Here is a 13324-nt window from a genome sequence, read left to right on the forward strand (position 1 = left end):
TCGAAGGGCCCCCGACGGTATCATTAGCGCCCTTCGGAATCGGGCCGATCACTAATTGATCAATCGCTCCGTTCCGATCCTTGCTCAATCCGCTGTGACACGGACTCAGATCATGCTGCCAACGGCAAAAATCGGGCCGTACACTTTGCCCAATCCGCTCATCGTTGCACCCATGGCGGGTGTGACCGACCGCCCCTTCCGGCAACTCTGCCGACGGATGGGTGCGGGCCTTGCGGTATCGGAAATGGTCATAGCGGACAGCAAACTCTGGCATACGCGCAAGTCCAGGACGCGGCTGAATCATGAAGGCGAGCCGGAGCCACGCTCGGTCCAGATCGCCGGCGGTGATCCGCAGATGCTGGCCGATGCCGCGCGACAGAACGCCGGTTTCGGCGCCCAGATCATCGACATCAACATGGGCTGTCCGGCCAAGAAGGTGTGCAACAAGCCCGCCGGCTCCGCACTGATGAAGGATGAGGCACTGGTCCGCGAGATCCTGGAGGCCGTCGTCAAGGCGGTAGACGTTCCGGTGACGCTGAAAATGCGCACAGGATGGGATTCGGGCAACCGCAACGCGCCGGTCATTGCCCGGATGGCGCAGAATGCCGGCATTCAGGCCCTGGCCATCCATGGTCGTACCCGCGCGGACAAATACAACGGGGACGCGGAATACGACACCATTGCCGAAGTCAAATCGCAGGTGCAGATCCCGGTGTTCGCCAACGGCGACATCACTTCACCGGAAAAGGCAATGCAGGTGCTCAGCCACACCGGCGCCGATGGCCTGCTGATTGGCAGGGGCGCCCAGGGCAGGCCCTGGATTTTCCGGGAGATACTCCATTACCTGGAGACCGGAAAGCACCTGTCCGAGCCGACCCTGGACGAGGTGGAACAGATCCTCACCGGGCACCTGGCCGAGCTGCACAGCTTTTATGGCGAAAAGATGGGCGTGCGTATCGCCAGAAAACACGTGGGCTGGTACCTACAGTCCCACGACCAGAGCAGACAGTTCCGCAAGCGCTTCAACGCCATCGAAGACGCGTTGGAGCAGAAAGACAGTATCGAACAGTACTTTGCAGGCTTACGAAATGGAGAGGTATTCGCAGCATGACCGCTGAGACTTTGGCAAACGACAACCTGAGCACCCCGGCCAACGATGACCTTCATCAGTTGCAGACGGTGAACAGCAGCGGCAACCGCGTCACCCTGCGTGACAGCGTCGAAGTTGCCGTGAAGAACTACTTTGCACAACTGGATGGCACACCCGTCACCGACGTCTACCAGCTGGTACTGTCGGAAGTGGAAGCCCCGCTGCTGGAGCAGGTGATGAAATACACCCGCAACAACCAGACCAAGGCATCCACCATGCTGGGGCTGAATCGCGGCACTCTGCGGAAGAAGCTCAAGCAGTACGGTCTGCTATAATCTGACCTGACCCCGAAAGGGCCTCCCGGATCACGTTCGCGAGGCCCTTGTTCGTTCCAACGAGGTCGTTGCAATCTCGCAACGTCATCCGGCTTATCTGACCAGCGAAGAAAGTGACCCATGGCAAACCAGGCTAACACCCCCGTCCGTCGCGCGCTCATCAGCGTGAGTGACAAAACCGGCATTGTCGATTTCGGCCGTGCCCTGACCGACCGCGGCATCGAACTGCTCTCAACTGGCGGTACCTTCCGCCTGCTCCAGGAAAACAATGTCCCGGTCACCGAAGTATCCGATTACACCGGTTTCCCGGAAATGATGGATGGACGGGTCAAGACCTTGCACCCGAAAATCCACGGCGGCATCCTGGGCCGCCGGGGCACTGACGACGCCGTCATGTCCGAGCACGGCATCAACCCGATCGATATGGTGGTGGTGAACCTCTACCCATTCGAGGACACGGTGGCCAAGCCGGACTGCGACCTGGCCACCGCCATTGAGAACATCGACATCGGTGGTCCGACCATGGTTCGCGCCGCGGCCAAGAACCACAACGATGTCGCCATCGTGGTCAACGCTTCCGATTACCGTCGGGTCCTGAACGAGCTGGATGACAACGACGGCGAACTCACCTGGAGCACCCGCTTCGACCTGGCCGTCAAGGCCTTCGAGCACACCGCCAGCTATGATGGCGCGATTGCCAATTACCTGGGTGGCCGCACCCCGGACAACGACAACGCCGACTTCCCCCGCACCTTCAACGCCCAGTTCGTGAAGGTTCAGGACATGCGCTACGGCGAGAACCCGCACCAGCGCGCCGCCTTCTATGCCGAGCGCAACCCGAAGGAAGCCTGCGTGGCAACCGCCGAGCAGCTGCAGGGCAAGGAACTTTCCTTCAACAACGTGGCCGATACCGACGCTGCCCTGGAATGCGTCAAACCCTTCGCCGATCCGGCCTGCGTGATCGTCAAGCACGCCAACCCCTGTGGTGTCGCCATCGGCGCCGACATCCACCAGGCCTATGATCTGGCCTTTGCCACCGACCCCACTTCGGCATTTGGCGGCATCATTGCCTTCAACCGTGAGCTGGACGCCGAAACCGCCAAGGCCATCATCGACCGCCAGTTCGTGGAGGTGATCATCGCGCCGACGGTGGCACCGGAAGCGGTCGAGATTGTTGCCGCGAAGAAGAACGTGCGCCTGCTGGCCTGCGGCGAGTTCGATGGCGAGCGGGCCAAGGCCCTGGACTACAAGCGTGTGACCGGCGGCCTCCTGGTGCAGGACCGCGACCTGGGTATGGTCGCCATGGAAGACGTGAAAGTGGTCACCGAGCGCCAGCCCAGCGAAGCCGAACTGAATGACCTGCTGTTCGCCTGGGAAGTGGCCAAGTATGTCAAGTCCAACGCCATTGTCTATGCCAAGGCCGGCCGCACCATTGGTATCGGTGCCGGCCAGATGAGCCGGGTCTACAGTGCCAAAATCGCCGGTATCAAGGCGGCGGATGAAGGCCTTGAGGTGAAGGGCTCGGTAATGTCATCGGACGCGTTTTTTCCGTTCCGGGACGGCATCGACGCTGCGGCGGCTGCCGGCATCACCGCGGTGATACAGCCCGGCGGCTCCATGCGTGACCAGGAAGTGATTGACGCCGCCAACGAGCATGGCATTGCCATGGTGTTTACCGGTATGCGGCATTTCCGGCACTGATGGTTGGAATTGAGGTCTGAACGGCCGTTCTGACCCCGAGACGGAATGAAAGTGGGGTCAGATGAAGGCTTTCATCTGACCCCGGGGACAGGATGAAATTGGGGTCTGAAGAAAGCCTTCTTCTGACCCCGACTTTAACAAGGTACAAGCTCATGAACATTCTGGTAATCGGCAGTGGCGGACGCGAGCATGCCCTGGCCTGGAAGGCTGCCCAGTCTCCGGATGCGGACAAGGTCTTCGTGGCGCCGGGCAACGCCGGCACGGCCCGGGAGCGGGGCCTGGAAAATATCGATATCGACGTCATGGATCTCGAGGGCCTGGCCAACTTCGCCGCCGACAACAACGTCGACCTGACCATCGTCGGCCCGGAAGCCCCCTTGGTGGCCGGCGTGGTGGACAAGTTCGAAGAGCGCGGCCTGCGCATTTTCGGTCCCAGCGCCGGTGCCGCCCAGCTGGAAGGCTCCAAGGCCTTTACCAAGGACTTCCTGGCGCGCCAGCAGATTCCAACCGCCGCCTACGCCAACTTTACCGATGTCGACGAAGCCCTCGCCTACGTGCGTGGACAGGGCGCCCCGATTGTCGTCAAGGCTGATGGACTGGCCGCCGGCAAGGGCGTGATTGTCGCCATGACGCTCGAGGAAGCCGAAGACGCCATCCGCGACATGCTGGCTGGGAATGCCTTCGGCGATGCCGGCAGCCGGGTCGTCATCGAGGAATTCCTGGATGGCGAGGAAGCCTCCTTCATCGTGATGGTGGACGGCGAGCACGTGCTGCCCATGGCCACCTCCCAGGACCACAAGCGGGTTGGCGATGGTGATACCGGCCCCAACACCGGTGGCATGGGTGCCTATTCCCCGGCACCGGTGGTCACCGCCGACGTGCACCAGCGCATCATGGAAGAGGTGGTCTATCCCACGGTGAAAGGCATGTCCGCCGAGGGCCACCCCTACAAAGGCTTCCTGTACGCCGGCCTGATGATCGATAACGACGGTGCCCCCAAGGTGATCGAATTCAACTGCCGTTTTGGTGATCCAGAAACCCAGCCGATCATGCTGCGCATGAAGTCCGACCTGGTGGAGCTTTGCCAGGCAGCTGTCGACGGCAAGCTGGACCAGTGCAAATCCGAGTGGGACGACCGCGCCTCCGTGGGCATCGTGCTGGCGGCCGGGGGTTACCCGGGCAGCTACAACAAGGGTGATGTCATTTCCGGCCTGCCGGAGACGGAAGTCGACGGCGAGAAAGTGTTCCACGCCGGCACCCGACTTGCTGACGGCCAGGTCGTCACCAGCGGTGGCCGCGTGCTGTGCGCCACCGCCCTTGGCGACACGGTCACCGAGGCCCAGAAGCGGGCCTATGAGCTGGCCGGCAAGCTCCAGTGGAATGGTGTGTTCTACCGCAAGGACATCGCTTATCGGGCGATTGCCCGCGAGCAGGCCTGATCTCCCGGCGGCCCGAAGAGAGCTCACAAGATGCCTGAAGCAGTCTGGATTTCCTTTGCCTTTGTGTTGGGCCTGATGGTCAAAACCGTCGGGTTACCGCCACTGGTAGGTTATCTGACTGCCGGCTTTGTTCTGGCCGGGTTATCCTCCGCCACCGGCCTGACCATCGAGGCCACCGATGCCTTGGGGCACATTGCACACCTGGGTGTGCTTTTGCTGTTGTTCACCGTCGGCCTCAAGCTGAAGCTGCGCTCGATTGTCTCTCCGGAGGTGATCGGCGGCAGTCTTCTGCATTTCGCCATTACCTGTGTGGTATTTGCGCCGCCCCTCTACTGGCTGCTGGAACTGGAATGGACGACGGCAGTCATGCTGGCCATTGCCCTGTCGTTTTCCAGTACTGTGCTCGCGGCCAAGGTTCTTGAAAGTAAACGGGAGCTCAGGGCCTTTCATGGCCGGGTCGCTATCGGCATCCTGATCATGCAGGACCTGATTGCCCTGGTGGTCATGAGCCTTGCCGCCGGCAAAACCCCGTCGCAGTGGGCGCTGATGATTTTCGGCCTGCCGCTTCTCCGGCCCCTGCTTTTCCGGCTACTGGATGCAAGTGGGCATGATGAACTGCTGGTCCTGCTCGGCCTGTTGCTGGCGCTGGTTCTCGGGGGGCTGGGCTTTGAGGCCGTGGGCATGAGCTCAGAGCTGGGCGCGCTGATTTTCGGCGCCATGCTGGCGAATCATCCACGCTCCCAGGAGCTGGCGAAGTCCCTCTGGAGCGTCAAGGAAGTCTTTCTTGTCGGGTTTTTCCTGCAGATCGGGATCGGTGGCCTGCCCGACCAGCAGGCCCTGATCTTCGCTTTAGCGGCGGGTCTTGTTCTGCCCCTGAAAGGGATTCTGTTCTATTTTCTGCTGCTGGCCTTCCGCTTGCGGGCACGGAGCAGTTTCCTCACCTCCCTGTCACTGACCAACTACAGTGAATTCGGTCTGATCGTTGCCAGTGTCGCCCTGCCCGAGTGGCTGGTGCCCCTGGCCATCACGGTCTCCCTGTCCTTCCTTCTGTCGGCACCGGCAAACCGGTTCGCCCATGGCATCTTCGAGAAGATCAGTCGTCGCATCATACGGTTTGAGAGCCGTAAACGACACCGGGACGAGCAGCCGATTTCCCTCGGGGACACCCGGGTCCTGGTGATGGGCATGGGGCGCACCGGAACCGCCGCCTACGATTGGTTGCAGCCCCACGAATCACAGATTATGGGACTGGACTCGGATCCGGCGAAAACCGAAAAACACCAGAAAGAGGGGCGTAATGTGGTGTTTGCCGATGCCGAGGACACCACGTTCTGGGAAGGCCTGCACATGCCCGCACTGCAATCGGTTGTACTCGCCATGAGCGATATCGAGGGCAAGCTCATCGCCGCTCGCATGCTACGCAAACTCGGATTTACCGGCTACATCGTGGCGCACACCATGTTTGCCGACGAAGCCAAGAAAATCCGGGAGGCGGGAGCCAATGAAGCCTATCTGACCATGAGCGAGACCGGGGTGGCCCTGGCGAGCCACCTCATGGATGAGTCCGGCAATCAGAGCGCACAGGTCCGGAATCCGGTATAGACATCATTGCGCTGCGGCAGGTAAGCCTGCCGGTAGGTGCCGCGAATCAGATTCGATGAGGTAGCGCAGCTGCCACCCTTGGTCACCTTGTGGTCGCCGAACTGCAGAGTCGACATGAACGGATACATATCCACCTTGAAGCCGTCATAGGGCAGGAACTGGTTGCTGGTCCACTCCCAGACCGAACCGATCATCTGCCGGCAGCCGAACGGGCTCTCGCCCGCCGGATAGTCCCAGACCGGGTTTCTGGCCTGATTACGGCCGTCCATGTCAGCATGCTGCAGAGTCGGCGCCTCGTTGCCCCAGGGAAAGCGGCGAAAGGCCTCCCCCGACCGGTTAGCCAGCGCCGCCACCTCCCACTCATATTCCGTCGGCAGGCGACGTCCCGCCCAATTGCACCAGGCCTCGGCCTCCCAATAGGTAACATGGGTCACGGGGGCGTCCGGGTTCAATGCCTGCCACTGGTCGAACAGCCGCTCTTGCCAGTGCTTTTCATGCCAGCGCCAGTACAGCGGATGCCTGGGTGCACGCATCAGCGGTTCTTCCAGACCGTGAATCAGGCTTAAATCCTGCTCTGTTCCCAGCCACTTGCGTCCGCCGAAGGACCAGAGCTCGGGCCGTTGGTATCCGCCATCGTCCACAAAAGCCCGGAATTCCCGGTTGCTGACCAGTGTCCGGCTGATCCGAAAGGCATCCAGATTCACTTCAAAGCGCGGCTTCTCGTTATCAAAGGCAAAGTCCTCGCTGGCGTACGCCTCCGAGATTCCCGGCATGCCAATAAGCCAGCGACTGGCCGGCACCTCGACGTCTCCCGAGACATGCTCTGACGGGGCCGGCCGATCGCCGACATAGTCCGGTGGCGCCGGATACGCCACCGTTTGCCGGCACCAGATCAACGATTCAATGTGCATGTTCTGGTGGAGGATCGCATAGCGGTAAAGGTACAGGTCCCCGTCAGTCAGCGGCTTACTCTGGATGCGTTCCGCAATCCGGTCATAGATGGTGCGGAAGTAGGCGAGGGTCTTGTGCCGACCCGGGAACAGGTCGGACCGCCAGCGGTCGCGATGTTCGACGTGAAAGGAATCCCACAGATCGTCCATGGAAGGATCGTAGCTGCGGGTGCCATCCAACAGATTGAATACGAAGACCTCATAGAAAAACGCGGAGTGTCCCATCTCCCAGAGCGGAGGATTAACGCCGGGGTGATACGGCACATCAAGTTTATCTTCCGGCAAGGTGCAGATCAGGCGCTCGGTCCGGGAACGTGCCTGCTCCAGTTCTGCCAGGAGTTTGGCTTTTTCATCGTCAGGTCGCATGGATTCGAATCCCTGGGCAAATGCTTTGGAAAAGGATAACAGACATGAAACTACCGGTGGCAAAAGCCAACAGCATTCAGCTGACTATCGATACGACAGGCTCATGTCTTGCAGATGACCTAAGACCAGACCAGGAGGATCACTGGAACCGCAACTGCGGTGACGATCACTGAAAGAGGCAGTCCAAGGCGCCAGTAGTCTCCGAAGCGATAACCTCCGGGCTCCATCACCAGGGCGTTGGACTGGTGGCCGATGGGGGTCAGAAACGCACAGGAGGCGCCGATTGCCACCGCCATCAGTGTGGCATCGGAGGCCAGTCCCAGCTGGGCCGCGATGCCCAGCGCAATGGGAGCCACCAGAATTGCCGCCGCGGCATTGTTGACCACATTGGACAGCAACATGGTGCCTACCAGGATGATGGTCAGCACTATCCAGGGCGCCTGCCCCTGGGCTATCGCCAGTATCTGCGTGGCGATGACCTCGGCCCCTCCGGTGGTTTCGAGGGCTCGACCCACGGGAATCATCGCCGCCAACAGGACAATCACCGACCAGTCGATGGCACGGTAGGCTTCCGAGGCATCCATCAGGCGGGCAAGTACCATGGCAACGGCACAGGCCACCAGCGCCACGGGCGGTGTCAGCCACCCGGTAATGATGGCAAGGATGGCGACGGCGAACAGGCCACCGGCCAGCATCAGATTCTTTTCCCGTCCGAAGGTCAGCCCACGCTCCGCCAGCGGCAGGCATCCCAGGGTCTGCAAGGCACCGTTCAGGCTGTCTTCAAAACCCTGGACCAGAAGGATATCGCCGGAGCGCAGCCGAATATCCGCAAGGCGCTGCTTCAGCCGATGACCCTGGCGCGCCACCGCCACAATATTCAGACCATAACGCTCACGCAGGTTCAGACGGTTTGCGCTGTGGCCGATCAACCGGGACGAAGGGCTGATGACCGCCTCGACCAGTTGCACATCGCCGGTGGCCAGCTGCATCTCGGGATCCCGCTTGCCCTCACCTTCCTCTTCCTCAGGGACGGCATGGGGCAGTATCAGACCGGTATGATCGACAAATTCCTGCAGACTCTCGGTATCCGCCTCCACTAACAACACATCGTGCTCCCTGAGCACGGTAAAGGTTGAGGGCGCCGGTGACGTCTTGTCGCCCCGGATCAGCGCCAAGACCACGAGGCTTTTCTCGGAATCTCCGGAGGTCAGTAGATTGTGTAAGGTGCTGCCGGCATAGTCGGACCCTTGCGGAACCTGCAGCTCGGTCACATAGTCACCCACACTGAACAGTTTCTCGCCCTCGGCAGGGTCGTCGCGCCTGGGCGTCAGCCGCCAGCCAATGAGACTGATGAACAGGATACCCGCAGCAGTAATAGCCAGGCCCACCGGCGCAAAATCGAACAGGCCAAAGGAGCCGGCTTCCCGGTAACTGGCAATAATGATGTTCGGCGGAGTACCGATCAGCGTCATGGTGCCGCCCAGCAGGGAACCGAATGCCAGCGGCATCAATAGCAGAGAAGGAGAACGCCCGGCCTGCCGGGACATCCAGACCGCCACCGGCATCAGTAGCGCCAGAGCGCCGACGTTGTTGATGAATCCCGAGCACAGGGCGACAACGAGGGTCAGCGTCACCACCTGCAGGATGATATTGCGACCGACCCGGGCCAGTAACCGGGCAACCGCATCCACCACTCCACCATTCACCAACCCCTGACTGATCACCAGCACTGCCGCGACGGTAATCACCGCAGGATGACCGAAACCGGCAAACAGCTCATTGGCGGGCACCAGGCCGGCTATGGCCACCGCCAGCAGGGCCAGCATGGCGACAATGTCGAATCGTAACCGGTTCCAGATGAACAGGCCCAGTGTGATCCCGAGGATCAGAAAAACCAGCCATTGTTCAGACAACATGAATAAGCAGCATCCAGATGCAAAGTCCTTTCAGCAACCATAGCCCGACATCAGGGGGTTTGACAGGACCTCCCCTCGCACAAAGGGGCATTGCCGATGGGGAAGACAAACAAAAACCCCGGGCAGCTTTCGCTACCCGGGGTTTTTGTGGCCGATGAGAACCTGAACCCTCACCGTGACAACAAGAACCGGTCGTTTAACCGAACTGGTTCATGGTGTTGTCCTTACCACCGGCCTTCAGAGCCGCTTCACCAGCGAAGAATTCCTTGTGGTCATCACCGATGTTGGAACCAGCCATGTCCTGGTGCTTCACAGTGGCGATACCCTGACGGATTTCCTTGCGCTGTACACCAGCAACGTAGGCCAGCATGCCTTCGTCGCCGAAGTAGCCCTTGGCCAGGTTGTCGGTGGACAGGGCCGCGGTGTGGTACGTCGGCAGGGTGATCAGGTGGTGGAAGATACCCGCTTCACGGGACGCATCACGCTGGAAGTTCTGACACCACTCATCGGCCAGCTGTGCCAGCTCGGTGCTGTCGTACTCTTCGCTCATCAGCTTGTCACGGTCGTAGGCAGATACGTCCTTGCCTTCTTCCTTCCATGCGTCAAATACCTGCTGACGGAAGTTCAGGGTCCAGTTGAAGGACGGGCTGTTGTTGTAGACCAGCTTGGCATCGGGCACCACTTCGCGAATGCGGTTAACCATGCCGGCGATCTGGCCAACGTGGGGCTTCTCGGTTTCGATCCACAGCAGGTCAGCGCCGTTCTGCAGGCTGGTGATGCAGTCCAGAACAACACGGTCTTCGCCGGTGCCCGGACGGAACTGGAACAGACCGGAAGGCAGACGCTTCGGCTTCATCAGTTTGCCGTCAGACTTGATTACAACGTCGCCGTTATCGATCTGGGAAGCGTCGTCGATGTAGTCGCCATCGAGGAAGCTGTTGTACTGATCGCCCAGGTCGCCCGGCTCGTTGGTAACGGCCAGTTTCTGGGTCAGGCCAGCGCCCAGGGAGTCGGTACGGGCAACGATAACACCGTCGTCCACGCCCAGTTCCAGGAACGCCAGACGAACGGCGTTGATCTTGGACAGGAAGTCAGCGTGCGGAACGGTAACCTTGCCGTCCTGGTGACCACACTGCTTCTCGTCAGATACCTGGTTCTCGATCTGGATGCAGCAGGCACCGGCTTCGATCATCTTCTTGGCCAGCAGGTAGGTCGCTTCGGCGTTACCGAAACCGGCGTCGATGTCAGCGATGATCGGCACGATGTGGGTTTCGTGGTTGTCGATCTGCTTGATCAGCTCTTCAGCCTTGGCGGTGTCACCGGCATTCTCGGCTTCTTCCAGAGCGCGGAACAGGTGGTTCAGTTCCCATGCGTCTGCCTGGCGCAGGAAGGTGTACAGCTCTTCGATCAGGCTGGAAACGGCAGTCTTCTCGTGCATGGACTGGTCCGGCAGCGGACCGAACTCGGAACGCAGGGCGGCAACCATCCAGCCAGACAGGTACAGGTAACGACGCTTGGTGGTACCGAAATGCTTCTTGATGGACAGCATCTTCTGCTGACCGATAAAGCCGTGCCAGCAGCCCAGGGACTGGGTGTACTGGGAGGTGTCCTTGTCGTAGTTCGCCATGTCCTCGCGCATGATCTTGGCGGTGTACTTGGCGATGTCCAGACCAGTCTTGAACTTGTTCTGGGCGCGCATGCGAGCGGCGTGCTTCGGGTTGATGGCATTCCAGGTCGGGTGCTGCTTCAACAGGGAAGCGATCTGGTCAACGTCTTGTGCGTAGGGCATGGGTCTCATCCTTTCTACGTTGGTTTTCTGATCATATGCGGAGACGCTTTCCAGCGTCAGCCGAAGCCAGCCTCCTGCTCACTTTATGATCAGCTCGCTGGCGATGAGGAGTACTCTAGTACGTTCAATTTTATAATTGAAATTTATATTATGTATTTTCGGCATTTTTACGGTGAATGTCGCAGCTCACTCCGAAACTCACCAGTTTGTTGAGTTCCGTCATTACCACGCAGTCGATGAATGCTAGTATTGATCTGAACGATCAGTACCACGAGCAGCGCAGGGCAAAAGGAATTCTCAGTGTTCTATCTTCGTGCGTTTACCCATTCGTTGTTGCATGCCCTCAAGAACCTGCTTCCGATCGTTGTCGTCGTCACCTTCTTTCAACTGATTATCCTGCAGCAGATCCCGGATAATCTCGCCGGCATGGCGCTGGGTCTGCTGATCGTCGCTGTCGGCGTGGCGCTGTTCCTCCAGGGGCTTGAACTGAGCATCTTTCCGGTGGGCAAGAGCCTGTCGAACCAGTTTGCCAGAAAAGGATCGGTCGCAGTCCTGCTCGCCTTCGGATTTGCCATGGGTTTCTCGGCAGTCATTGCCGAACCGGCCCTCATTGCAGTCGCTGAACAGGCTCAACGTATCAGCGGGGGGCGGATTGACAGCCTGACACTGAGAGGACTCGTCGCGGTTTCCGTCGGTCTGGTGGTGGCACTGGGGATATTCCGGACGATCTTCGGTTATCCCCTCCACTGGTTCATGATCGCCGGATATATCATTGTGGTCATTGTTACCTGGTTTGCACCGGAAGAGATTGTCGGTCTGGCCTATGATTCCGGCGGTGTCACCACCAACGTTGTTACCGTGCCGCTGGTGGCAGCCCTGGGCATCGGACTTGCCGCCTCCATCCGGGGCAGGAACCCCCTGATCGACGGCTTCGGGCTGGTGGCCCTGGCGGTCATGGTGCCCATGATCACCGTTCAGGTCTATGGCATGCTGGTTTATTCGGGTAATCCGGATACCGGAGAACTCATACTCACCAATGAGACAGATACACCAGCATCAACCGGCATAACCGGAATTCTGCGGGATCTCGTGGAAATGGTCCGGGACGTGCTGCCCATCATTCTAACCGTCCTGATTTTCCAGTACCTGGTGCTGCGCCGGAAACTGGGCAATCCCCGCAAGGTAGTATTCGGCTTCACCCTGGTCATTCTCGGCCTGTATGCCTTTGTTGTGGGTTTGAAAATGGGTCTTTTCCCGATTGGTGCAAGCATGGCCGAGCAACTGACAGCGCGTGGGGACTATGCCTATATTTATCTGTTTGCATTAATGATCGGCTTTGCCACTACCATGGCAGAGCCGGCATTGATCGCTATCGGAAAACAGGCGGAAGAGGCCGCGGCCGGCGCACTCGATGGCAACGTCATACGGATACTGGTCGCCTTCGGCGTTGCTGTCGGCATTACCATAGGCGTGCATCGCATCATTACCGGGGATTCCATCCACTATTACATCATGGCGGGCTATATGCTGGTGATATGTCTCACTGTACTGGCGCCGCGGTATATCGTCGCCCTCGCCTACGATCTCGGCGGCGTCACCACCTCCGAGGTCACAGTTCCCCTGGTGACAGCGCTGGGTATCGGGCTTGCCTCGAGCATCGACGGTCGGAATGTCCTGATTGACGGCTTTGGCCTGATCGCATTCGCCTCGATCTTCCCTATTGTTACAGTGATGGCCTATGCCATCGTTTCCCAATTCATTTCTGATCGCAGGAAGGTAACCCAATGAAATTCTCGGCATTGGTAGCAATCGTTCCAGAGGATCTGGAACAGGAATGCGTTGATGCGGCACGGGACCTGGGTGCCGGTGGCATGACCGTGCTCTCCGGTCGCGGTATCAGCAACACGACCAGAAAAACCTTCTTTGGCCTGACCTACGACGGCAGCCAGAGTGTGCTGCTCATGGTGCTGGAGAGGGCGCTGTCACTGGAGGTTCTGAAAGCCTTGCAAAAAGTCGTCATGCCCGACCCCAAGGACTCCCAGGGGCTGATTTTCACGGTACCGCTGGAGCATCTGGGCGGCATAGACATGGCCCAGGTGGAGAAATTCGAACAACACCTGAAAGACTCACTCTGAT

General features: G+C 59.6%; 10 protein-coding genes. 7 read left to right on the top strand and 3 right to left on the bottom strand.

Features of this window, described 5'->3' with window-relative positions:
- The first annotated feature begins 112 nt into the window (after nt 1–112).
- From dusB to R6W86_RS02395, 5 genes are all read left to right on the top strand, one after another.
- Nucleotides 113–1111, top strand: a complete 999-nt coding sequence (gene dusB / locus R6W86_RS02375) for a tRNA dihydrouridine synthase DusB (RefSeq protein ID WP_410327795.1) — start codon at nt 113–115, stop codon at nt 1109–1111.
- Nucleotides 1108–1425 (top strand): DNA-binding transcriptional regulator Fis, encoded by a 318-nt coding sequence (fis, locus tag R6W86_RS02380; RefSeq protein ID WP_410327796.1) that lies wholly within the window; start codon nt 1108–1110, stop codon nt 1423–1425. Before dusB ends, fis begins: the two co-directional genes overlap by 4 nt.
- Before the next feature lie 120 nt (nt 1426–1545).
- On the top strand, nt 1546–3126 hold the full coding sequence (gene purH / locus R6W86_RS02385) for a bifunctional phosphoribosylaminoimidazolecarboxamide formyltransferase/IMP cyclohydrolase (protein WP_410327797.1): 1581 nt from the start codon (nt 1546–1548) through the stop codon (nt 3124–3126).
- 152 nt (nt 3127–3278) lie between these two features.
- Nucleotides 3279–4565, top strand: coding sequence for a phosphoribosylamine--glycine ligase (gene purD / locus R6W86_RS02390; protein ID WP_410327798.1), 1287 nt, complete (start codon nt 3279–3281; stop codon nt 4563–4565).
- A 30-nt stretch (nt 4566–4595) separates the two neighbouring features.
- Nucleotides 4596–6167, top strand: a complete 1572-nt coding sequence (locus R6W86_RS02395) for a cation:proton antiporter (protein ID WP_410327799.1) — start codon at nt 4596–4598, stop codon at nt 6165–6167.
- On the opposite strand, the gene senA is transcribed toward R6W86_RS02395, so the two are convergent.
- The 3 genes from senA to R6W86_RS02410 form a co-directional block, all read right to left on the bottom strand.
- Nucleotides 6137–7483: a selenoneine synthase SenA gene (gene senA, locus R6W86_RS02400; protein ID WP_410327800.1), complete on the bottom strand. Its 1347-nt coding sequence runs from the start codon at nt 7481–7483 to the stop codon at nt 6137–6139. The two genes, R6W86_RS02395 and senA, sit on opposite strands and share 31 nt — an antisense overlap.
- A gap of 119 nt (nt 7484–7602) precedes the next feature.
- Complete coding sequence (locus R6W86_RS02405) at nt 7603–9399, bottom strand: SLC13 family permease (protein WP_410327801.1); 1797 nt, start codon at nt 9397–9399, stop codon at nt 7603–7605.
- 196 nt (nt 9400–9595) lie between these two features.
- Nucleotides 9596–11188: an isocitrate lyase gene (locus R6W86_RS02410; protein WP_410327802.1), complete on the bottom strand. Its 1593-nt coding sequence runs from the start codon at nt 11186–11188 to the stop codon at nt 9596–9598.
- A 300-nt stretch (nt 11189–11488) separates the two neighbouring features.
- Between R6W86_RS02410 and R6W86_RS02415 the strand changes: the two genes are divergently transcribed.
- Both R6W86_RS02415 and R6W86_RS02420 read left to right on the top strand, forming a co-directional pair.
- Nucleotides 11489–12976, top strand: a complete 1488-nt coding sequence (locus tag R6W86_RS02415; protein WP_410327803.1) for a DUF1538 domain-containing protein — start codon at nt 11489–11491, stop codon at nt 12974–12976.
- A complete protein-coding gene (locus R6W86_RS02420) occupies nt 12973–13323 on the top strand; it encodes a P-II family nitrogen regulator (protein ID WP_410327804.1) in 351 nt (116 codons plus the stop codon). The genes R6W86_RS02415 and R6W86_RS02420 overlap by 4 nt, the downstream gene beginning before the upstream one ends.
- The last annotated feature ends 1 nt before the right edge of the window (nt 13324 follow it).

This window comes from Marinobacter sp., assembly GCF_046484525.1.
Taxonomy (GTDB): domain Bacteria; phylum Pseudomonadota; class Gammaproteobacteria; order Pseudomonadales; family Oleiphilaceae; genus Marinobacter.